Origin of the sequence: Brevibacillus sp. NRRL NRS-603 (assembly GCF_003013445.1) — a bacterium.
Classification (GTDB): Bacteria; Bacillota; Bacilli; order Brevibacillales; family Brevibacillaceae; genus Brevibacillus; species Brevibacillus formosus.
In genome coordinates this window covers 105,313-129,219 of the sequence record NZ_PXZN01000016.1, presented here as the reverse complement: position 1 = coordinate 129,219, position 23,907 = coordinate 105,313, and the positions used below count along the sequence as shown (strand labels likewise).

Annotated in this window: 15 protein-coding genes and 2 pseudogenes; 4 read left to right on the top strand and 13 right to left on the bottom strand. The window is 39.1% G+C overall.

Annotated features, from left to right (window positions below; all coding sequences use genetic code 11):
- Window positions 1–16 precede the first annotated feature (16 nt).
- Together fabD and C7R94_RS16040 are read right to left on the bottom strand one after the other, a co-directional pair.
- Window positions 17–3,319 carry an ACP S-malonyltransferase gene (gene fabD / locus C7R94_RS16045; protein ID WP_106782766.1) on the bottom strand — a complete coding sequence of 1,101 codons (3,303 nt, stop codon included), beginning with the start codon at window positions 3,317–3,319 and terminating at the stop codon, window positions 17–19.
- An 83-nt stretch (window positions 3,320–3,402) separates the two neighbouring features.
- Window positions 3,403–4,170, bottom strand: a complete 768-nt coding sequence (locus C7R94_RS16040) for a 4'-phosphopantetheinyl transferase family protein (RefSeq protein WP_233220577.1) — start codon at window positions 4,168–4,170, stop codon at window positions 3,403–3,405.
- Window positions 4,171–4,535: 365 nt separating this feature from the next.
- Here C7R94_RS16040 and loaP point away from each other — a divergent pair, with 365 nt between their 5' ends.
- The 4 genes from loaP (at window position 4,536) to C7R94_RS16020 (ending at window position 7,564) form a co-directional block, all read left to right on the top strand.
- Window positions 4,536–5,069: an antiterminator LoaP gene (gene loaP, locus C7R94_RS16035; RefSeq protein ID WP_106782764.1), complete on the top strand. Its 534-nt coding sequence runs from the start codon at window positions 4,536–4,538 to the stop codon at window positions 5,067–5,069.
- A 240-nt stretch (window positions 5,070–5,309) separates the two neighbouring features.
- Window positions 5,310–6,140: a lipase family protein gene (locus C7R94_RS16030; RefSeq protein WP_106782762.1), complete on the top strand. Its 831-nt coding sequence runs from the start codon at window positions 5,310–5,312 to the stop codon at window positions 6,138–6,140.
- 38 nt (window positions 6,141–6,178) lie between these two features.
- A complete protein-coding gene (locus tag C7R94_RS16025; protein WP_106782760.1) occupies window positions 6,179–6,997 on the top strand; it encodes a lipase family protein in 819 nt (272 codons plus the stop codon).
- A gap of 156 nt (window positions 6,998–7,153) precedes the next feature.
- Window positions 7,154–7,564 (top strand): hypothetical protein, encoded by a 411-nt coding sequence (locus C7R94_RS16020; RefSeq protein WP_106782758.1) that lies wholly within the window; start codon window positions 7,154–7,156, stop codon window positions 7,562–7,564.
- A 304-nt stretch (window positions 7,565–7,868) separates the two neighbouring features.
- Here the strand turns inward: C7R94_RS16020 and C7R94_RS16015 are convergent, their stop codons facing one another.
- The 11 genes and pseudogenes from C7R94_RS16015 to C7R94_RS15955 all read right to left on the bottom strand — a co-directional run bounded on the left by C7R94_RS16015 (window position 7,869) and on the right by C7R94_RS15955 (window position 23,906).
- Entirely contained in the window at window positions 7,869–8,003 is a 135-nt protein-coding gene (locus C7R94_RS16015; RefSeq protein WP_106782756.1) for a cyclic lactone autoinducer peptide, read from the bottom strand.
- Window positions 7,993–8,529, bottom strand: a complete 537-nt coding sequence (locus C7R94_RS16010; protein ID WP_106782754.1) for an accessory gene regulator ArgB-like protein — start codon at window positions 8,527–8,529, stop codon at window positions 7,993–7,995. Before C7R94_RS16010 ends, C7R94_RS16015 begins: the two co-directional genes overlap by 11 nt.
- The gene (locus C7R94_RS16005) at window positions 8,522–9,073 is read right to left on the bottom strand and encodes a hypothetical protein (RefSeq protein ID WP_233220576.1); all 552 of its coding nucleotides are present in this window, start codon (window positions 9,071–9,073) and stop codon (window positions 8,522–8,524) included. Before C7R94_RS16005 ends, C7R94_RS16010 begins: the two co-directional genes overlap by 8 nt.
- Before the next feature lie 567 nt (window positions 9,074–9,640).
- Window positions 9,641–10,153: a DNA polymerase III gene (locus C7R94_RS16000; protein ID WP_106782750.1), complete on the bottom strand. Its 513-nt coding sequence runs from the start codon at window positions 10,151–10,153 to the stop codon at window positions 9,641–9,643.
- 824 nt (window positions 10,154–10,977) lie between these two features.
- Window positions 10,978–11,394, bottom strand: a pseudogene (locus tag C7R94_RS15990) (DUF4280 domain-containing protein); the annotation flags it as partial.
- A gap of 1,053 nt (window positions 11,395–12,447) precedes the next feature.
- The gene (locus C7R94_RS15985) at window positions 12,448–13,611 is read right to left on the bottom strand and encodes a restriction endonuclease (RefSeq protein ID WP_158264686.1); all 1,164 of its coding nucleotides are present in this window, start codon (window positions 13,609–13,611) and stop codon (window positions 12,448–12,450) included.
- Window positions 13,612–14,315: 704 nt separating this feature from the next.
- A complete protein-coding gene (locus tag C7R94_RS15980) occupies window positions 14,316–15,071 on the bottom strand; it encodes a hypothetical protein (protein WP_106782744.1) in 756 nt (251 codons plus the stop codon).
- Between the two features lie 20 nt (window positions 15,072–15,091).
- Window positions 15,092–15,727 carry a hypothetical protein gene (locus C7R94_RS15975; RefSeq protein WP_106782742.1) on the bottom strand — a complete coding sequence of 212 codons (636 nt, stop codon included), beginning with the start codon at window positions 15,725–15,727 and terminating at the stop codon, window positions 15,092–15,094.
- A gap of 1,026 nt (window positions 15,728–16,753) precedes the next feature.
- Window positions 16,754–17,924: pseudogene (locus tag C7R94_RS15965) on the bottom strand (IS3 family transposase).
- A 554-nt stretch (window positions 17,925–18,478) separates the two neighbouring features.
- Window positions 18,479–19,165 carry a DNA/RNA nuclease SfsA gene (locus C7R94_RS15960; protein ID WP_106782740.1) on the bottom strand — a complete coding sequence of 229 codons (687 nt, stop codon included), beginning with the start codon at window positions 19,163–19,165 and terminating at the stop codon, window positions 18,479–18,481.
- Window positions 19,166–19,232: 67 nt separating this feature from the next.
- Window positions 19,233–23,906, bottom strand: coding sequence for an FtsK/SpoIIIE domain-containing protein (locus C7R94_RS15955; protein WP_106782737.1), 4,674 nt, complete (start codon window positions 23,904–23,906; stop codon window positions 19,233–19,235).
- Between the last annotated feature and the right edge of the window lies 1 nt (window position 23,907).

Here is a 23,907-nt window from a genome sequence, read left to right as displayed (position 1 = left end):
GAGAGTCATTCCTTCTTTACTTGCTTGAACCTATGAAAGCGTGGATACGCTGATTCAAAAGGTCGGCTGTCTCCTTGAGCAGCATTTCACCAATTTGATCAACATGACGGTCTCTCCAGTTTTCAACGGCCGTTCCCTTCACCCATTGATTAAAAGAACCTAACGCAGGACCGCAGTAAATCTGATAATCCACTTTATAGCTTTCGGCTCCATCCAAAGCCCAGTCAAAACAGCGGTTAAAATACCATTTGAAAAGTAACGCCATCTTGTATTTAGGCGTACGTTCTGCTCTTTTCAGTTCCTGAGGCGGGCAAGTCGTCTTCATCTGCTCATACACTTCTTCAAAGCTGCGTTTAAAGTACTTTTCCTGGAGCTGCTGCTTGGTTTTCTCATCGATTTCATCAAGCGAGTTGTATTGACGATAAAGGTCGTGCAATTTGTTCGCTCTCGCTGGAAAAAATAAACCTTTTTTCAACACCTGAATTTTGGCTCCCATTTCAAACATCTCACCCGCTGGGGCATATTCTGTGTCTTGAACATTGGCCAACTGCAACGAATCCTTCACCGACTCGCTGGTCGCCGCCTCCACTGTGCACTGGTTGATCGAACCTGTGACAATATAATCCGCCCCAAGCATGAAAGCGACCGCAGCAGCCTCAGGAGTTCCAATGCCGCCCGCAGCCCCAATTCTGATCGGCTTACGGTAACCATACTTGTGCATCATGTTATCTCGAAGCCGGATCATTGCAGGCATCAAAGTAGAAGCTACACCGTGATCGGTATTTCCTCCAGAATCAGCCTCTACCGTTAACTCATCCGCCATCGGAACTTCTCGTAACAGACTCGCTTCTTCCCTTGTAAGCTTTTGTTCTTGCACCAATTTTTCTATCAGATACTCAGGCGCGGGACTTAAAAAGGCTTCCGCTACCTCAGGCTGTGATACCTTGGCAAAAATTTTATTTGCCGCCTCCACTTGCCCGTTCGTCCCCCGCTTTAATCCCTTGGCCCGATAGATGATCAACGCAGGGGTAATCGCCATAAACGCAGATGCTTCAATCACCCTCACCTGATAGGCAAGATACAGATCAACGATTCTTTCTTCCATGGATGGATCACTTGGATGATGCAACAAATTCATCCCATACGGCTCGCCATGCTGTAGTTCACGTTGAATCTGTTGGATGGCTCGCTCGATTCTATCCAGCTGTAAGCCACCGCTTCCGAAAAAGCCCATCATCCCGGCTTTTCCCATTTTAATGACCAGCTTTTCTGATGAAATTCCCTTGTACATCGCTCCTGCCAGATAGGGATATTTTAGTCCGTAGTCCTGTTTAAATTGCTGATTCCCCAGCGAAAAAGCGGTAACTCCTTTTGGCTGCTCCGCGGCGCTCGATATCTCTTCGGCCTGTACGTTGATAGAAACCGACTTTGCCTCTTGCTCCATGTTTTCTTTCTCTTCTTCCACATCTATGATCAGCGGCTCTGCTTCATTTCGGATTGTAGTTACTAATTTGGTCAACACAGTACCAGGGCCGACTTCTTCTATTTCGTTTTCCCCCACGGCCAGGAGATATCGAATACTGTCATTCCATTTCACTGGGTGTGTAATTTGTTCAACCAAATTCCGTTTCACTTCGCTCTGTTTATAGGGTCTTGCATGGACATTTGAAATTACAGGAATGGTCATACTGGAAAACGCAAACTGATTCAAATAGTTCTCAAAGCTCTGCTTCGCATCATTCATGTAACGGGAATGGAATGCTCCGCTCACCTTTAGCGGTATGTATACTTTTACGCCCGCTTCCTGAAAAACAGGGTTGGCACGCTCGATATCTTCTTTCCGACCTGCAATCACAAATTGGGAGGGAGAATTGTGATTGGCAATATCGATGCTGGTCAAATGATTTTCATGTAATACCCGTTCCACTTGCTCCAAAGTAAACCCGATCACAGCCGCCATGCCTCCACCCACGGCCTGACTCATCAGCTCACCCCGTTTTTTCACCAAATGCAGCCCTGTCTCAAAATCAAACACCCCTGATGCAAAAAGCGCATTGTACTCACCCAGGCTGTGTCCCGCCACATAGTCAGGTTTTTTCCCGGTTTCCTTTACTTTTTTCAGGTAGCTTAGCGCATTTACCACGTACAGAGCTGGCTGGGTAAATTGCGTTTTACTTAACTGCTTGTCTGGATCATGCAGACATAATTCTTTAATGGAATAACCTAATATCTGATCAGCTTTGGCCGTTATTTCTGGAAACTCATCAAAAAGAGAGCCCCCCATTCCTTTTATTTGGGAGCCCTGCCCTGGGAAAACATATGTGGTCATTTTTCTGCCTTCCTTTCTATTTGTATTCAATTGTTTCTTAGAGAATAGCTGCTTGATGCGCTCAACATTTTCGCTGTCCTTTTTAAAAGGTGTGATCATTGAGTAACATTCTGACTGGGAATCTTGCCGCAGATTTCGCTTTGTAAAATTACTCAAATTCCCTGCTGGTCCCAAATCCAAATAGATGTAGCTCTGCTGTTTCTCCAGCTCTTGGACAGCTTTTGGAAGCTGCATTGGCTTTCGCACGACTTGCCAAAAGTAGTCAACTGGCAGTTCCCTCAAGATTTCACCATGAACACACGATACAAAGGGAATCTGGGGAATTCCAAACGATTTCTGTTTCAATACCTCCCGATAATGTGGTTCAGCCGGATCGATGTAAGAGGAGTGAAAAGCATACGACACGGGTAGGCGTTGACAAATAATCCCCTTGCTTTTGACATAATCCTCCATGCGTTGTAACTGATGACTGCTCCCAGCAATGACAAAATGCGAATGAAAATTCACCGCTACCAACTCGCTATTTCGATGCAAGAGCGGCTCTTGGTCATACAAATCGGGATTGTGGAGAATCGCAAGCATACTCCCTTTCTGACAATACGTTTCGTAAAGGGTGGCTTGTTCCACCACGAGTTGCAGCAATTCTTCCACAGGCATGATCCCAGACACAGCCGCCGCCACAAACTCCCCCAAGCTGCTCCCCAGACAATAGTCTGGCTTTATTCCGCTTTCCATAAGATCCTGAGCCAGAGCGTATTCCACCATAAAAATGGCGGGATGCGTATAAAGGGTGCGATCAAATAGGTCGTCGCGACGCTTCGTGTCATCATATAACTGGGCAAGAACAGACTCCCCGATCAGGGAATGTACCTTTTCATCTAGCCTAAGCATCCATTTGCGAAATACCGGATTCTGGTCAAAAAGATCTTTCCCCATCTGATAGTACTGAGACCCCTGTCCAGAAAACATAAACACAACAGGCTTTTCCATGTATGATGCACCCCTTGTTTTTATAAAAGGTTTTTATAAAGAAAACTCCCCACAGCCTGGTCAATTGACCGCTAATGGGGAATTCATAAGCGCTTTGTCATGCATTGTTCTATCTCATGGAGCACATCCTTTACTACACCAACACTCCACTCTGTCTTTTTCGGGTAGGTGATCGAACATACATAATCACCAAGAATATAGGAAGCAGTACGGTATTGGGGAAAGTTTTCAAAAAGACTAAACACAACCCCATCCCTTAGCTCCACTTGGCTTATTTCATAGATATGAAAAGACGTTGTTAAGCCTGTCTTCAAGATTTTGGATAACGCTTCCTTGACTGTCCAGAAAAGAGTGAGAGTCGCTTCATAGGAATAAGGCAAGCCTGACAACAAGCTACTCTCTTTCGCGGTCATTTGCGTCTCCAGAACTTTATTTCTATCAACACTAATTCTCTCTATATCAATCCCCATCGGTAGTTCTTCCGAAAAAGCAATGGCGGCTGCAAGATCGTCACAGTGGGTGATACTGACTTGGACATTGGTTGTATTCGGCAAGTTCACGACAGGGTGATGAAGAATGCCCTGTGCAATACATATTCGGTCTAAGCTGTCTTCTCCAGTCAGAAACGAAACGGCTTTTTTGGCGACATATCTCCCAGTCAGGTAGCTTTTTACTCTCCGCTCAAACTCTAAATGAAAATAGTACTCAAATTCTTTTGGGTGCAAGAATCTTACCATTTTAAAAAAATCAGCGGGAACAGAAAAGTAGCCAATGCTCAAGCTGGCACGAAACTCTCTATTCGTAGCTTTTATAACGAATTCTTTCGTAAAGATCTGTGGGAACACATGCATCCAATCTCCGCCTTCTCTCGTTTTACGACTATGCCAAAGGGCAGAGCTTCCCCGGTTCGTGGGTAAATAGTTATACACACTACCGTTTCTCGGTATGACCTCCCCAGTTCCTTTAACGTGCCGAAACAGCGATTAAATTCCCTTAGAGATTTTACTTTCGATAAGAAGCTTATGCAACTGAATCTTTCTATTTATACAGAATGTTGCAACAATCGCATTTATTGCATAACACGAAAGAATTGGATATATTTAGTATAATACCACAAATTTTGAGAATTCATCTACTCAATCATTCCTATTTTTTGGAAAGCAGTAAGCACTCCAGTTACTCACGAATCTACTTCATAATGAAAGGATTGCTCATCTTGAAATGGTATGCCATCTTTGTAGAATCCGGTAAAGAAGAAGTCGTTCAAAAGTACCTCAGACTCTATTTTAATGAGCAGTCTTTAAAGTCCGTTGTACCGAAGAGATTGGTTCCTGAGAAAAAGTCAGGCATTGTGTATAATGTCCTAAAGAATATTTTTCCTGGATATGTACTTATTAAGACCGAAATGACTAACGAAATGTTCCATAAAATCAAAAAAATTCCTAGAAGTTTGCGTTTGGTCAATAGCGGTAGTTACTATTCGCAAGATGAGGGCGCTTATTATTCGAGCATTGACGAAAAAGAAATCACCCCGATACTCCAACTCATGGGGAACGGTGAAGTTGTCGATTATTCAAAAGTTTACCTAGAAAATTCAAAGGTGATCGTAGAATCTGGTCCCCTCAAAGGACTGGAAGGCATTATTAAAAAAGTGGATAAACACAAAAACAGGGCAAAAATATTTCTAACCTTTATGGGAGTAGAGAAAACAATTGATGTGGGAATTGAAATCCTCTCAGAACCTTTGTAAATGGGGAGCGTTGCGACGCGCCCCTTTTCCTTTTTCTACCACATCCTTTATAATTCGTCATCGCAATCCCCTCTCCTGTCCGATAAGCAGTCATATATTTTCTTCATACAAGCACGCATTTCATCGTAAAAACATAGGCTCATGGTAAGTGTCATTCGAATAGCCTTGCCCTGCTTTCATTTGGGAAAGACAAATAAAGGCGTTAGATTCGTATTCTTGTTTGGAAAGGAATTTGTCTGCATGGTTTTCTCGGACGAAGACAACATGTTTACTAGTCAGGCTGCCATTTTCCTTGCAGCCATGAGCTATCAGACTTATCTACTATTTTTTCAAGGGAAGCTTATCTTACCCAAAGGTTTTCAGCTTCGATACACGATTCAGGCTTTTGCAGATGCAGAGAATCCAACAGAACATGTTTATGGTTTTGTAGCAGAATCTAAAGATCAAGTTATCATTGCCTTCAGAGGGTACGCGGCATATCCAGCAGACCTTTTGGCAGCCTACGACATTCTGCAAGTTCCCTATCCTTTTGTGAAAGAGGCTGGAAAGACCTCACGTGGATTTACATGCCTGTATCAGTCAACGCGGGATCGCTTCATCAGAAAAATCAATCAGTTTTCCGGATCAAAAAAGCTCTTTATAACTGGACACAACTACGGCGGTGCTCTGGCTGTGCTGGCAGCTTTAGATATTGCGGTAAACACGCAGTTTAGGCACCCAATCGTTTACACCTATGGCAGTCCGCGTATTGGTGACCCCACCTTCGCTTCACGCTTCAATAAAGTCGTTGTAAATAGTCTGCGCATTGTCAATGTTCACGACTCTTTTCCTACCTTCCCCGATCAAAAATATCCGCCTCCTTTTACCCAGGAAGGTATCTATTATCAACATGTAAAAAACAAGTTTCCTCTCTCGTTTCAACTGAATAATACGCCTCGTAACGATAATATCGCCTGCTATTTTCACAACCTCACTCAGTATGACCCTGATTACGCCCAAACGCTCTGTGTAGAAAATCCGGGGCTTTGTCCCGATACGGATACGTGTATTCCGTTTCAAGGTAACTGCTAGCTTTTACAGCCTTGAAACTTAGAAAGGGAGACACATGAATGGTCGATCGTAGTTATAACAGCGAAGATGCGGTTTTGCTTGCAGCCATGATCCATCAGGCCTATCAGCTTTTTGAAACAGATTCACTCATCTTGCCAAAAGGGTATCGTCAGCGCTCGACGATTCGAGCATTGGCTGGTGTAGAGACGCCGGAGCCGGAGGTATTTGGTTTTGTAGCCGAGTCATCAGACAGTATCGTTGTTGCTTTTCGGGGAACACGCACCTTTAACGACAATGAGTCTGATCAAGATTTGTATCAAGTCCCCTATCGTTTTGTCAAAAAGGCAGGAAAGACCCACCGCGGGTTTACTTGCATTTATCAATCCGCGAGAGATGAATTGATTCGGGAGTTGAGCAAGCTCTCTAGATCGAAAAGACTATTGGTTGCTGGACACAGTTTAGGGGGAGGCTTGGCCGCACTTGCTGGTTTGGATATTGCGGTGAATACGAAGTTTACGCGACCTTTTGTGTATACGTATGGGAGCCCTCGTGTCGGAGATCCTGTCTTTGCTTCGCGGTTTAATGAGACTGTAAAAAACAGTGTTCGGATCGTGAATGTTCATGATATTATTCCGACTTTGCCGTCCAAGGTGTATCCGCCTCCGTTTACGAAGAAAGGATTGTACTACCAGCATGTGGATCGGAAGTATTTGTTGGATTTTCAGTTGAATAGTTTAGCTGTACGGAATCATGAAATTGTTTGTTATTTTAAGTTTCTCGCGCGGGAGGAGCCTGGGTTTACGGAAAGGTTGTGTGTGGAGAATGAGGGGTTTTGTCCTGATACGGGGATGTGTGTGCCGTTTTTAGGGGGATGTTGATTCCGTTGAATCACTCTCTTTTTTTATGTCCTGTTTATCACGCGGTGAGATGCAAAAAAATATTTATTGATAATCATTTTCAACGATACTATAATGGTTATAATTTCCAAATATTTACTTTCGCTCATAATGAGCCAAAAAGGAGGCATTACGATTATGAAAAAAGCTATTTTAGCAGGGGCATTAGGAATTGCAGTACTTTCTGGTGGATATTTGCCTGGATTAGAAGTCTCAAAAGCTAGCGCAGCAACAACGACTTTAGACACGCAAGAGGTTACGAAATACTATTCTTTGGGTTCATACGAAGTGACGCAAAAAGAATCTTTTTCACTTAAAAAGGGAGAAGAACTTACGATTTTTGTAAACAATTCAGGATTCCCGATTTCTTATACAGTCTTTGGTGCGGATAATCAAGTGATTGGTACATACCCTGCTAATTCACCATACGGACGCGTCTTCCAAGCAGAAAAAGACGGCAATATTTCTGTCCAATTTCAAGCCGGAGCGAATTCCTCCTATATGAAAAAAATGAATTTCACAGCCAAATTCTCTATTTCTAAGCGTTAGGGTATGTAAAAACAGTAAGGGACTGTCTCAAAAATCGATTTTCCGACTAAGAGACAGCCTGCTTGGATTCATTAACGATTCAAAGACGCCAATGAACCAGCCGCAGTAAAATAAGAAACCCCCTTGTCTAACAAGGGGGTGAGATAATTTGCAATGCTCTGAAAGAAGCAGTCTATAAGTACCATACAATCATACGCGAATGATCTGTTATAAAGTTAAGATTTACAAAAGCGCAATGAGGCAACCAGTTTTCCCCGTTCGAACTGAAGTCGAGTGAGAGATGGTCTGTGTCGTTCATTGCTCCTTACTTCTTTAATTCTTCTGGAATTTCAGGTTTCCCCACGAAACCAAAGGATGCTGTAGATACTGCCATTACTGCAACGAATGAAGCAATTGCTGAAACATGCTTCGCTACGAACATCATCGCTTTATTTTTCATCTTTTCCACCTCCTTTCAGTGGAATTAGCGTCAGTGCTTGCACAAAGAAGGTCTTAACCAGTGTCTCGCTTTCTATGAAAAATAATGAACTGACGATGGTAATCGAAATGAGCTTGAGGAGTAAAGTCTGATTCTGTTTGAATAGTCGTGATTGCATTTCCATATCTTGCGGTGCAAAAAGTGCTACCAAGACTAATGTGATGATAATAATCGGGGTGACAAAATCATTAGGAAGGGTGATAAGAGGGATGAATACAGCTCCCACTATACTTGTCATGGTGCAGTAGACAGACGATGAATAGTGAAATCCTCCTGAAAATTGGCGTAGGACTAAAAATCCGGCCAATGTGAGTAATGTTCCTTGAAAAGTCCCTATCATGAGTGAAATGATGAGGCTAATCGTAATAATGAGCAGCATGTTGATGATAAGGATTAACCCAAACTTCATGGTAGGGACTGACTTCGTTTCATGTGGATTGATCGACTTTAGTTGTATGGCTATTCTTTCAGCAAGAGTTTCAATCATAGTCCCCATCCCTTTTTATAGCCAGCCATGCCAGTATCGTGATTCCGATTGCCATTCCGAAGAAAATCCACACCAAGGAACCAATTCCATATGTACTTGCTAATTTAAACAAGACCGTTATCAATACACCTGTTACAATGATCAGTGACAGAATCACCATGTTGATTCTATGATAAAGAGAGAAAGGCGCTCCGTCTCTGACAAAGGTAAATTGCAGTCCAAATTTCCTAAGTCCATAGCATAATGCAAAGGTAAGTATTGCGGAGATTGTTTGGAATATGAACCCTGTGCTGATGCTTCGATCCTCTAACGATTCAATTGTTTCTAGCGTTCCTATGACGGTCAGGAAAAACACCTCCATCATCTGAATACCCAAGTAGATTCCTGCTGTTATCATGGTCATTAAGGCAGCATGCCCCCAATTCACGTTCCATACCAGGACTAATGCCCCAAAGATTATGACGACTTGAGCTATAGTCGCATAGTCTCCATATGGCGTAAATTGCCGCAGCCCAAACGAGAAAAGCATTAATACCAGACTCACAAAGAGAATCCGGTTGATATGAACAATAAAACCAAACCTAAATAGCGTAGTCATAAGAGCAAATATTGCAAGGTATTCCAATGTTGAAAATAGGACAAACAGCATGGAACTTTTTCACCTCAATTACTTATTGAGGGTTATATTCTACTAGAAACGACAGATTCCTTCTTGTTTTTACCAAATTTGACATTTTGGAGCGTCCGAGTGTCATTGAGCTTAGAAGTATGAGTTTTGAAGTAAAGAAGTGCTTGAGGTAAAAATTATCAAGATGATAACATTGGCGTTTTTACGACCTTAGGGACAGCATTGTCTCCTCGAAATCTGAACAGAACGTATAAACCTGCTCCTAAAGCTCTAACTCCTTCAAACATTAATGAACCCAAAACAAAAACCGCCCGGTTATTTACCCGAGCGGCTTATTCATCGTGTGTAGCCTTCTTATAGAGCGTCAACCTTCAAATCATCATAATTAAGTGCTCTTCATGAAGAACAAAGGTTATGTTAGGGATTGTAAGATGAAGGACTCATTCGGCACTGGGTAGCCCTACCAAGCCAAATACGCACAGTTTACGATTTTTCTTCACACACTCGAATAATCTCTTTAGGTACTGACTCAAACACTAATATCTCTGGTTTTGGATAAGGTCTTTTTAGCAAGTATTCTTGAAGTGTCATCATGCTATCCCAATACAACTTAATCCAATGCTCAATGCTTTCTCCCGTGTCAAAGTTCAAGGCTTCTTCATCAAAATCCTTGAAATCATCGTAGAACGCTTGGTCATAGATAGAAATAGATATCTCACTATCAAATACGAGAATTTTATCCGTAAACACAGGAAAACAAAACGACTTAAAAAAGCGATTAGATATATCAACACCTATAGCTTCTTTAAAATTAACCCAATCTGGGATACTAAAAGGTCTCAAACTTTCAGTCTTTTCATTTTGTACTCTACCACCGTTACTATAACGATTATTAGACTTTGTAAAGTATTGTATTCCTTCTTGCATGACTTGTTCTTCCGAAACAAAATGTGCGTGATTTTCAGGTAAATAAGCATGATACAACAATAATCTCACTTTCTCTCACCCACTCATTCTTTATTTCTTGGCACATAAGGGAAATGTGAACTTCTGGTAGGGTCATCTAGATGTTCAAAAACTCTGTGACTTCCCGTTGGAGTATCAGGTGTACTGATGTTTCCGTCAAATTCTTTATAATACTTGGTGATCCGGTTTGGATTCGGATTATTGGGATTTGGCCAGTTTGAAAATGCCTTATCCGAATTAGTCATTGTTTCTAGCCTTAATTTCTCTACATCAACATCTTTCCCATATTGTGACCTATTAGGGGTAGAGGGTCTACTTGGGTCATACAGGTGCTTTTCAGAATGTGGATTGACAAAATCTTTGGGATTGCTTCCCCCACCGGGTTTTGTAGGAATAGGGGCTTTGTCCGTCCCCTTCTTTCCCTTCTTTAACGCATTCACTATATCCTTAACATTTTTACTTCTCCCCAACGTCAGTGCATGTACGGCAAGCCCGCTGATAGCAAGTGCATCTTCGAGATTGATATCCTCATCCCGCAACGTATCCAAGTCTTCTTGCATTGGCTCGATAAAGCCTTCCTTTACAAACACTTCAATACCCTTTGGTAAATCCTCCGCTGCCTTTTTCAAACCTTTTGGCAAATCATTAGCAGCTTTCTCCAAAGCGCTTGGCAACTCACTTGCCGCTTTTTGCATCGCAGCAGGAACATCTCCCAGCATCGAGATTCCTTTGACGAAACTATCCCACATGCTAGGCTTTTCCTGCGGCTTTTCGCAAGCTGGTCCTTGTCCAAAACCAGCAGCAGACGGCCCGCTATTTATTGACGACTGATTTCCTACCGTCACACCACCCAAATCCTGCCCGTCATCTTCAATCTTTATCTGCCCACAATAGAAACACATATTTGTTGATTTATTAAGCAATGCCGGATGACCACCGACCATTTTGTCCGCTTTTCCATCTACCCATGGCATTGTTGTCAGAGGTGTGCACGGCATTGGTTTAAGTACACCATTGTTGGCTGCTGTGGCAGAAGCGACTGTGGGATTTTGTAAGCTGCTGCACTTTCCAAAGGGCATGATATTTACGTTAGGAACAAAATCCATGATGTTCATTTGCGGCTTTCCTTTTACAAAAACACCATGGCTGAACGGCATTTTCAGCCGACTCTGTTTACTTCCGCTGCTGCATGATAAAATGGCTCCCACAACCACGTAGCTCTTGCGTTCAGCACTTGATTGTTGGATGTTGATACCTTCAATATTGGGCATTCAGTCTCCTCCTCTCTGTAAAGGATTCAATACAGATGGAAGACTCATGGTGATCGATATGCTAGATATCCAATCTATATAAAAAGGAAATAATGCCCATTTTTTGACGTATCGGATGTAGAATGGTCACGAGCAATAGGTATAAAGTTGCAAATACAACTTTGAGTTCGAAAGTCCGCCTTATTCGGTGCGTGATCTGCCCCGCTCGACATTCCTGCAACATCGATTACAATAGACGAATATTGTAATGCGGTGTCAAAAATGCATAAAGAAGCTGCTGACAACTTCGAGAGTAAGATGAAACAAAGTCTCTCAGGATAGCTGTGGTTGAATCAGGGCTATCCAAATGGTATCAAGCGACAACCTCCTGGGGTTATGTAATAAGGATGAATCGACGAGAACATAAGAAGAACCCTTAATTTTTCAAGGGTTCTAACGTTTGTATTATGGTGTTCCGGACTAGTTCAAACTGCGACCCCAACCTTGTCAATTTGAATAGAATTCGTTTCCATCTGTTTCCTGGAGTGAGTGCCCGGTCTCAAAGATCCGAAAGAAAGGGGCTTTATTCCGATAACAATGATTATGTGACTCATTAATTATGTTACTGCTACCGTGCCGCTTTAAAAGTAATGCATTAATAAAATCCATCAAAACTGGTCTTTATTTCATTGGCTCTGGTAAAGATTGTTCTTGATTTTATTACATTAACGTTCTCCTTCGCTTAATCTATATTTAGGGCTACAAATGTAATCCAGTTACTTCTAAAGATAATATCTCTTCTATCTCTTAATTCCTGAAGCTCCTGTTTTACACTTTTTTGAAGTAAAATATCCCAGGCAGTGTATCTCTTCCAAAGGATTGCAATTATTTTATCAGTTGGGAGATTTAGTTCCATTAAACCTTCGCTTAATTATCACTTGTGATACAGATCACCACTCTGTATCTAAAATTTTTAAATTGTAACAAGGTAGTAGACGCTACTAATAATTTAATATCCTAATAGAAAAGCTAAAATAAATAAGTTTTACATAATGTCAATTCTGTCTCTTCACCTTATTGTTCGTCTGCATCTGATTGTTCTTTGAATTTATCGTAGTCAATGGCAAAGTACGTGATTTCTTGTTTTTTTACCCCAATCTCATTGTCGAATAGCAGTTCAATAAGTCGTTCTCCATTAATTAATGTAATTGGGGCAGCTCCATATTCTAAAGACGCATCCTTAGCACCCTTTGCAAAATCTCCAGTGGTAATGATAGTTCCTCGTATAGCCTGAAATCTGTGAAGAGATCCTCTTAATAGGTCTACTACAGGCCTCCCTATATTTCCTTTATGCCTTTTAACCTGGACAACCTCAGATATCGAAGTTATTCCCACCTGTACATTACCAATAACATCTACACCTTTGTCATTTGAAGGCGAGGTAACTACTACATCTTCGTAACCCATTGCTTCAAGTAGATCCCGGATTAATTCTTCAAATTTGTAAGGATTCATAGTTTCAAGATGTGCCCGCAATTCTTCCCTTTTCTTAATTTCTAACTCTTTAAGCAAGAAATTTAACTTCTCATATTCACCGCTTGTTTTTGTGGAACTATCTTCTTGAATCTTTTCTAAGTATTCCAAGCCCTTCTCGCTCAGATAGTATCGACCATTATCACGGTTAAGATATTTTCGATCAGTAAGGTTGTTAAGTCGGCGGGCCAGATATATCTTAATCACATTGTTACCACGAATATTCGAATTTTCCATGCAAAAAGAACTCCATCCTTCTTCCAAATCTTTGGATCTAGCCTTTTTACTGGCTTGGATAAGACGGAGTATTGTAATGAGCCCTTCTTCTCGATCAATTAATTGGACTGACTCCCCTTCGTCGTTATTAAGAAAATCTTTACCGTTTTCCGTTAGTTCATAGTAACCTTGTGAGTTTTCGATAGCTAAAGTGTAACTATTGAGTGGCCAATAGACGCTACGAACGTAACGAGGGTTAACTAATTTGTCGGTCCCATTCCAAATTAAACCAGTAATTTCTGCATCGATGCCATTAAGTCGTTCTTTTATCCACTCATCAGGATTGTCCCATTTTACTGGATTTTGAGGTGTCCCAATCAACTGTTCATAAGTTTTAAACCAACCTTTTAAGTCAGCGACTTTTATCTTATGGATAATCTTTAAAAAAGCTCGGAGCTGAGAATATGGAGGGAAATGAGGCAACCTCATATATTTTGTCTCTCCTATCATGTTATTATGAGAATATTATAGAGTGTCGAAAGTGTTGAATTCTGTACTTTTACAATCTACACACTATCACTCAGATTGTTATCAGCATGAAATTGCTTATAGATATTTGGTTATCTCTGTTTTAACCTCATCAAATCGAAATTTATCTTCCATCAACATTTTGATGGAGTTAACTAAGCTCTCGTTTCTTCCCAATAATATATCCCGAGTACGAATTTTTGTGTACCAACCATCGTCATTCTGAAGGCTTTATCACCAGTTAGTATAAAGACATACCTGATTCGACTTTATAATTTCTAGTTTATAGTATCAATCGATGTATAGTTGCTTACTCCTCCACTGTTAAAACTAATATCTGTGAGTAATAATCTATTAAAAATTAATTGAATTGATTATACTCACCACAAGCAACACCAAACGTTACGATTATTTATTTTGAATGATAACTGAACTGGAGAGTATCTAGGATTTTTCCATGCGTATATAATAGGTAACCACTTTTCAAACAAAACGCGAGCTAAACGAGCATTAAGTGGCTTTCCGTTTATTTTTCACTATTCCAAATTGGTTGTTTTTCCGATTACCATTGGCTATTTGACCGAAAAACAAAGGTAGCTAATCCATATAAAAACTCTTTTTCAAAAAGATAGACTCCGCCTTTCACAGGCAAGAAAATAAACTAATTATATAAGCGATATATTTTTAAAAATATTCTGAGCAACATTTTTCATGACGTTTTCTATCTCTCTTATTAAGAAAATATCCTCAATGGCATCTCTTAAATAAACCTCTCCATGTGCAATACCTAAGCTGAAGAATGAAATTTTTCCAAACCAAGCATCAGATGTAAAATTTACGACAACCTCTTGCGAACATTCAATCTCTTCATTGTCGCTTTCAAAAATATTAACTTTAACGTTCTCAAATGTTAAGACATCGTTATTTGGTATTGACCATTCGTAATACGTTGAGGAAACTGCTAATCTTAGCTCCAATGTGACTGGGTTTTTTCTGATTATCATAAAAGATATTTGTGAGGAGTGACCAAGGAAAATTGCTGCATTATGAAAGTCTGCATCTCCAAGAAGACCATTGTCATAGATATCAATAGCTTCTTTTTTTAATCTTTTCTCTAGATTCTCTGCTTGTTTAAGTAAATAGTCTGCTTGTTTTTCGTGTAATTCGACAAGATTCCTTTTATTTTTATCTTTCTTCCCAATGCTCTTTTTATCGGGTAAATCATCTTGATTGATTTTCGCTCCAGCTTGTATATTTTCTTTATATTCAATATCGTTTTTTCCACTATGTTCCACATTTATATCATTATATACTTTTCTACTTACCAAATTACTCATACTTTTCGATGGATTTCCAGCCCATAATAATATCCAACCACGATTTATCTCTTTAATATTGTTATTTTCCAAATTTCCTTTCATATCGCTTTCTCCCTAACTTTCTATTTAGTAAATAAATAATACCTTATTGTAATATTTGAAGAAGCAATGTTTACACGGGCAATTATTCCATAACCGTCCCTCTGGGGGTCAATACTTTTGCACTCAGACCAATACCTTTTCAATTGATCAACTGCTGTATGCGGATAACCGTTATCCCGTGTTAATCTTGACTTGACCTCCAGCGGCATATCAGGTGGGAATTTTGAACTAGAACCCGGTGTCATATTCCATAATTTATCAAATTCAGGCATTGTTTCTACAAGAAAATCTGGGCATTTAAAACGAGATTTTAATCGTTGAAATCCAAACGTATTTGAATTTATACCCATGCTTGCTGTAAGCGCCGGGATAACAACAGCTTCTCCTATTGTTCCAGAAACAGCAGGTGATTTTACTTTGTTTAATAGAAAACCATAATCTCCAATTGTTACATTCATTGTGCTCTTAAGTTTCCATAGCCTTCCCTTTTGTGGCTTTGTGTAAATATTATAATGTTCGTCTGTATGTAAAATTAGGCTTTCCGAGAATAAATTTCCGTATAATCCAATTTGAGCAGTTGAAATATTTACTGTATTCTCGGAACACTTGTTGTTTATTGCACTAGCTAAATAAAACTCACATTTAATCATCGGCATAGGTAATCAGTCCCATTTTATAATAGATGTTTAAAAGTTCTACATAATAAAATGATTACCTCCATAATTCACCAAAATAAGACTAGATTTATTTGTACTTCGTTGTAACCGTATGGGAAAAACGTTATCAAAAAGAAACCATTTGGCTACTCTATTCATTCTGAAATGCCTGTTACGCTATAATTGAAAACCAATTTTAATAAAACAATTTAATAGTTTGGACTACCATAGAACATGGCGTTCAAAAGAATTACTAATTTCGGGCCACTTTCCTTATCAGTATTCTATTGAGAGATGGGGGCTTATCTCCAAAAATGTTGCAAACCTCGTGCCTCGTGGATGCCCCAAAGGTCTACAAAAAGGAAGTAAAGGCTTGTGATGCAGCCCAGATGCGAACATTTTTGGTTGTGACCAAGAACAGCCCATATTGCATGATTTCTTTGCTTACGAACGACATGCGATAGATGAGTTATTAGGAGTTGCCTGGCGCTACCTCAACATCAAGGAAGGATATCTAAGCGTTACCCAAGCACTTAATAAAAAGGCCAAGCTGGTTCTATGCCCCAAAACCAAAGCTGACTTCCGTTCCATCGACCTTCCCGATGAAGTCATTGATGCCCTCATTCATCGCGGAACAAAAACGACTGGCAGAAGATGTGTATCATGATTTGGATCTAATTTACTGCACGTCACTTGGGAATTTCATTGATCATGATATCCGCTTCCACGATTTGCGGTATACTCATGCAACTCTGCACTTGAAACAAACGTTCATCCGAAGATTTTCACGGAGCACCTTGGCCATGCCGATACACGAATGACGCTGGATACCTATCCCCAGCATGCAAAAGGAAACAGCAAAAACCCTCGGAAAAATGTTATTCGGCCCCACATAAAAGGGCGGGGTGAAACCCTTGTAACCACGAGTTTTCACTCCCGTTATTATTAGAATCAAAAGACTAGAAAAACAAAAAACCCTTGCGTATGGTCATAACCCTGTCAAGTAGACTGCCTAAAAACCCATAGTTACGCGGCGATCGCTTTCCGATACTCAATCGGGGAACGGTCGCCTAGTTTTTTCTGAAAACGACTCTGATTATAAAATGCAATGTATGTTTCAACAGATTGATTTAATTCCTCAAATGATTTTGCCGAGCATCGATACATCATTTCTGTCTTCAGATGAGAAAAGAATGACTCGATACAGGCATTATCCAGGCAATTTCCCCGTCTCGAATGACTTCCTAGTACTCCGTACTCATCCAAACGTTTATTATAGTGTCTGGAAGTGTATTGAAAACCTTGGTCCGAATGTAGGACGGAACCGTTCACCTCTCTTCCCTTACAAAGACTATCTACGGTACTCATCACGAGTGACAAATCGTTTTGGGAAGAGACATGCCAAGCAACGATTTCGTTATTTAACAGATCCTGCACAGCAGATAGATAAAAAAATCGTTCTCCGACTCGTAGATAGGTGATGTCGGTTACCAGCTTCTTTAGAGGTGCTCCTGCTTTAAACTGTCTTTCCAGACGATCCGGGTTTACAACTGATGCCTGTCTGCCGAAGAATCGCCTTTTTTTACGAATTACTGAGCGGATGCCTAATTCCTTCATCAATCGATAGACACATTTGTGATTGATTTGTAATCCTTCTTTGCGAAGAGCAACTGTCATTCGTAAGTAACCATAATAAGGATGCAAGCGATGGATACTTTGGATATGTTCTTTTAGGTTGACTTCCTTTTCGCTACGTCGAACAGATGCCTCTCTGGACTTTCCCAATTTGTAATATCCCGCACGGGATACTTTTGCAAAACTGAGCAGCCATGATAATCGATATTTGGTTGCATTTGTTCAATAATTGAGAACCTTGATTTCTTCGAAGTCACTCCCCGTTTAGATTTGGATATCGCTTTTTTAGATATTCATTCTCCGCTTTTATGTATGCTAACTCTTCCTCAACGCTTGTGAATTTGGTTTTTGGACGCCCTTTTCGCCATGCCTGATTTGATCGAGAAGCTGTTAGTGCCTCCCCACTACGAGCCTTATTAACCCAGTCCAACACCTGTCTTTTTTCTGGAATGCCTAATCTTCTGGCGACTTCTCTAGAAGATACTCCGGACTCATAAAGACGTACGGCTTCCATTTTTTCCTCTTTCGTATAAACTCTAAATGTTTGTCCTTTTTTAGCCATAAAAAAATCCCCTCTGGTCAATTGTGTCTTACCCAAATTGTAAAAGTGGGGTTTTAAACACAGTCAACCATGAGGGGATATTACCAGTATCAAGGGTTTTGAACGTCATATATGATCCGGACTAGGTTCGAACCAGCGACCCCCACCCTGTCAAGATCAAATGGGCAATTTCCGTCAATTTCCTTGAATAGCCGAAAACCCACTCATATCAAGGGTTATCGGCTATTTTTCTCTATCCTTGTGAACTGTAATTTCCGGTGCTTATTTTGAGTTCTTGACCAAATTATTGACCAGTAACAGGCATTAGGTAGTTCGATATCCGTTTTCCAAAATAAATTAATAATTGTAAGACCAATCATACACATGTCACGATTACGGTGTATTTAAACCTCTATTTTTACTATCAATGTCCTCTCAGTTAGCTCGATTATAGTCAATGCTCTTCTTATCTGTAGCCTATGTTCTATTGTTCTTTTAGTGACAAAAGTTGATGTTGAATCAATCAAGAAATAAGAATAATAGTTTACAGCCAATTTTCCCGAATAATATTAAAACTATTGATTAATTTTAATCCTTCCATTGTATTTAATAGTGTTATCTTCAAATTTCAAAGAAAAGGCAAGTAAGTTCATGCCTAAGCTAATACATTCTTTCAGTAGAGAAGTGTACTCCGAATATTTATCATCCAATTTAATTTTGTTTACGACAGGACTAAGTGACACAATTAAATAAAATATTTTATAGCCTTTTAGAAGCATATCTTTGATCAGGATAAGTTGAGATATTGCTCTTTCTGAAAAAACGCTCGGAAAATTCGCTTCTTTTTTTGAAGAAATTATCCCTTTAACCTCAACAATGATTTTTTCATTGTACCGATTAGTAAGGAGTAAATCAGTTTTATAACTATCAACAACCTGCTCTCTTTGAATAGAGAACCCATTCAATTGTTTGAGCATATTATGACTAATCAAAGACTCTACTATCCTATTCACTAAGTTTAGATTTAATAGAATGTAGCCATTATAATATTGAACTGCAAAAAGAGAATACTTGGTTCGTTTTCCTGCCTTGTTAATAGTTAAGAGTACCACTTTATTCTTTAATTTTAAGTAGTTTTCAATTCGCGAAGAGCTAGGTACGTAGCATTCACATGGCACACCATTTATTTTGACCGTACATAAGAATCGGTTTTTACTTTCTTCAATAAAAATACCTTCAACTAATTCTTCATCGTAATTCAAAGCGTTTCTCCTTGATTTTTATTAAAAACGCCGTCAAGGATAAATTACATCCTGACGGCATTACAAGCTACATGTATTTTTTCAGGAAGCCTTCAAGATCCTCTTCACTGATAAAAAGCCCTTGCAGCCTTGTCATTTCACCGTTTAATGAGAAGAGCATATCGCCTCTTCCTAACAAATCTTCCGCTCCCGGCGAATCTAAAATTGTCATGGAATCTTGATGAGCAGGTAATCTAAATGAAATTCGACATGGGATATTAGTTTTTAAATTCGAGGTAACAATATCAGCACTTGGTCTTTGGGTCGCAACCACTAGATGTATTCCAACATTTCGTGAGCGTTGTGCCAATCGGATCATTTGTCTCTCGAAATCCTTTTTTCTCCCCTCCAAATCCGCAACCTGAACAAGATCAGCATATTCATCAATTATAACTACAATTGGCTTTAGTGGAGCATGAGGATTCTTTTGATTATAGCTAAATAGATCCCTACTTCTTGATTGTCTTAGCAATTCTGTTCTTTTTTCCAATTCATTTTCGGTTAAATCAGTAAGTACCTCAACAGCTTTTTCGGCCTCTAATATAACTTCTCCATTACGAAGGTGAGGGAGACCCTCGAAATAAATGAAATCGGTCTGCTTAGGATCAATTATAACAAACTCTAATTGCTCATGAGAATATTGGGATACTAAGCTAACAATCAGGCTATACAAGAAAATAGTCTTCCCAGAACCTGTTGATCCAGCAGTTAAAAGATGAGGAGCTTGGGCAATATTCAACATCTTAAATTCCCCACTTGGATCCTGTCCAATAACGACGTTTAGATTTCCTACTGGGTGATTATCTGAAATCTTACCTATATACTCTAGAAGCTTAATTGAATCACTACTCTTCCGAGGAACATCTACAAAGACAAACTGTGTACCACGTTCATTCCCTACCAAAATGTCGGAATCAGCTTCAATTTCTCTACTTATATCAGAACGATATCTCAAGAGCTTCTGCAGAGTCTCTCCTGGACGCAATCTCACCCTAAATCTTATAAACCTTGATGCGACAAGGGCTAACTCGGGATCTACTGCTGAAACATCAATGGAATAGTCTCTCAGAGCTCGAAAGAGTGCCCCTGCTGTCATTTCTACAACTTCCGTTATTTTTGCTGTTGCATTTTTCTCAGTCACATTTTGATCAAAATCGCTACTAGTGGATAAATTGTCATCAATATTTATACCTTTGGTTGACTTTGCTTGTTCCTTAATTCTATTAAAATTATTATTTCCAATTTCTTCAACAGCATCAGTTAACGTTACATCGACTGATCGGCTTTTTTCTTCTTCATTATCTTCATTCAATCCGCACGATTTACAATCACTTTGCTGCTCTGAACCAGTACTCTTAAAGCTTATAGATTCAAAGGTACTTTCAAATTGTATTTCCGAGCAATTTACAAGAACTCGATCAATAAAATCATCACGAATTTCTACGAGATTCACCTTATAATCGGAGTCAAATTGACTATTTGTAGTCATGCCTTGCTCACTAAATCTAACATGATGAATATATGAGTTTAATACTACTGGAACTTCTCCGGCGAACAGTCGGTTGAGCTGATATGTCCATTCTTTTTTATCGGCTTTAGAGAGTGGAAGCTGATAAAAGGCTCTAAAGACCTGGTATCTTAACAATTCTCTGCGTGATGTACTTGTTATTTTATCCCTCTCAGAAAATATCTCCTGAATTACTTGCCTTACAGAAATTAATTGCTCGACAGCCTTACCACTAATCTCATTTTGATTAATATGATATGCTCCATCATAGGTTTTCACTTCAATTATATCAATCGTGACTTGATGCTCGTCAAAGCTGATACCTACCAAATCTGAGAAAGCTCCATTTTCACGTTCATCGAGCCAGTTTTGGGATAAATCAGTATCCAAACTCACAAGAATATGATTTTTTATGGTTTGCTTTGCCCATATTGCCGAGATTGCTGTTCCAAGTGCTCCTTTTGTATGATTTAAGTTGAATGTTTTCTCAATTGATGAAGAAGCAAGTTGTAAGACACCTTTTTCATTCAAGCCCTGTATAGTTCTCAATACATTAGCAACACATTTTTCCTTAGGATCATAGTTACCTATCGAGCGAATTGAATTTTCCATTCCTTTTGTTAGTTTCGTCCAATCATTTGAGTATATCCCAACATCACGGAAGGCTTTCGATTGATAATATATGCACTTTTCAGAGCCTATTACACTTAACTCGAGGTTCTTAAGACTTTCATCTGCAATTATCAGCCAATGAGTTGCATTCAGAAGTTTATCAAACTCCTGTTTATTAGTTTCTAATTCTAAAACTACTGTATGGTGCCATCCTTGAGGCTTATCATTTAACCTTGCAATTAAGTCATGGTGATCTGAAAAAATATTGCCGTCAGAAGCTGGTAATATTTCAACTCGATCAGCAATAGGATCATACTCAAATACTTTTGGAATGCATAACGGATGAATTTTTAATAAAGGATTCCTTCTCATATTTGATACTGATTTGCCGCAAGGATCAAAAATAACCACCGCATGAAAATGAGTACTTTTAATGGAATCCACCAAGTTCTTAAAGCTTACGACAGAGATATCAATTTTTACAGAGAAATTGGGATCATTAGATAGGGCAAATTTTTTATGTATTATATCATCGACTTCATCAAAGCTAGCCCAATTTTCTGGCGTCTCTTTAGTTTTGTAAATATGGATGTGAGCACCCTGAAGATTAATATCCTTATTTTGAAGCATTTTTTTGTACATATCTAATACATGCTTTACACTTGGCGGATTTACAAATGCAACCCTAACTCCAAAAGAACTATGCGGATATACCTTCATGAACTTTGTTAGTGAGTTTTCTATTACTTGAAGTCCATCCGTTGCCTGATTAACCTGTTGCTCACTAGAATAAAGAGGCAATTTCCCTAGCAAACTGACTTCCGGAATAACAGTGTCTCCTTTATTTGAAATGAAATTACTGACAAAAATTGTTGGTAACGGATTAGGTATTTCCTCTGATTTACGTACAAGAAAATCTTTATCAATCTCATTTAAGCTTGAAGAGGATTCTCTTAATCTAGCAGTTAACTCAACATACTTCCATAGATAGAGTGGATACAAGGGAGTCATTGTAGCGTGTACAGTATCTTCTCCAATAATGTAGATCATATCAATGGAGTTTAATCTGGCAACTAACTGCTTGGAGCCTCTTGGACTAAAAGATGCAAATATCCCATAATGCTCTTTAACTTTTTTAAGAATCCTTGCATAATTGTCCATATATGAAATACAGTCAATTAATGTAGCTTCAGTTTCAACTATCTTAAGCATTGGGCAATCGGCAAGTCGATGAGCGGCTGATAAAAGCGAGGCTCTTATATTCAAAAAAGTATTAAAGTAATCTAATAAGCCTTTAGCCTCATTGAATTCTAATTCAAAGTGCTGTAAAATTTCTTTGATCTCATCTATATAGTCATTAGTAAAAACTTGAACCTTGAATTGCTCAAGGGAACGTAAGGCGTCAGTAGGATTTTTCACATTGGCCTTTATAATCCCACCATAAGCATTTTCACCAACAAAGGTTTCAACTAAACTATATATTTCAGGTATGAATTCAATCTTCGTGCTCTCTTCTTCATTTTCTACATTTACCTTACTCCGCTTTCCTTTTTCCCACTCACTATATTTCTGTTCTATTTCCTTTAATAACCCCTTAATTTTTTCAGTCTCGTGCTCAAGAATTAGATCAACTGCTTTTGCTTCGGGAGAACCGACATTACTCTTATTAGTATTGGGATCAAAATCGATATCATCAATAATCGACTTATCTTTGGGAATTTTTTTCTTTGCTTGATCCTTTTTCACCTTTGACAATAACTCAAGTACCTCGTGATACTTCATTTGACCAAGAACAGAAATATCCCTTGTGCTATAAAATCTCAAGATGCTAGCTCGAGTTAAATGATATTTATCGGAATCGGGATTAGATTGTAGTGCCTTCATATCTTCTTTATTATTATTAAGATTACTTATTCGTGAAACTAATCTCGAATTATCAATCAATCTCTTCCTTATATTTTCAACTTGACTTTTTACAAACAAACTATCATCAACTAGTATTCCTAATCTATACAGTTGTTCTACAGAATCCTTTGGAATATTTTCATCATTTAAAGTGAGTTGCTGATAGTAATCAATAAGCCTTTCTAATGAGATTATTTCCATTATCTTTTTAGAATTAAGTGCCTTCCACATGCTTTTTAATGATTCATTTATACCACCAAGATGCTTCTCAGCAGTTACACATAGTTCTTTATAAATTGCTTCTGCTGTAATTATTTCGTACCAATGAAGGGAGGATAATTTCGGTACCGATCTTTTGACAATAACGATACGCGTTCCAGCAATGTCACCATTATTTCTAAAGTCCTCAGCTTCCTCAACAGAGTAATGAAGTGGAATTGTGCAAAATTGATTAGCTATTTCTTGGCGAAGTTTATTAAGCTCTTCATTCGAAAAGCCAACAAAAAAAACATTTGGCTGCGTTAAACCATACTCACGAACCCTCAATTCAAGAAAATGTAAGAAATGAGTGTACGAATATCTGGGTAAATCCTTGAGAAGGATACCATAACTATCATTTAATACTTTTTTTGAAATTATTGAAGCGAGTATATCTGAAAGTACAATTTGAGAAGACATA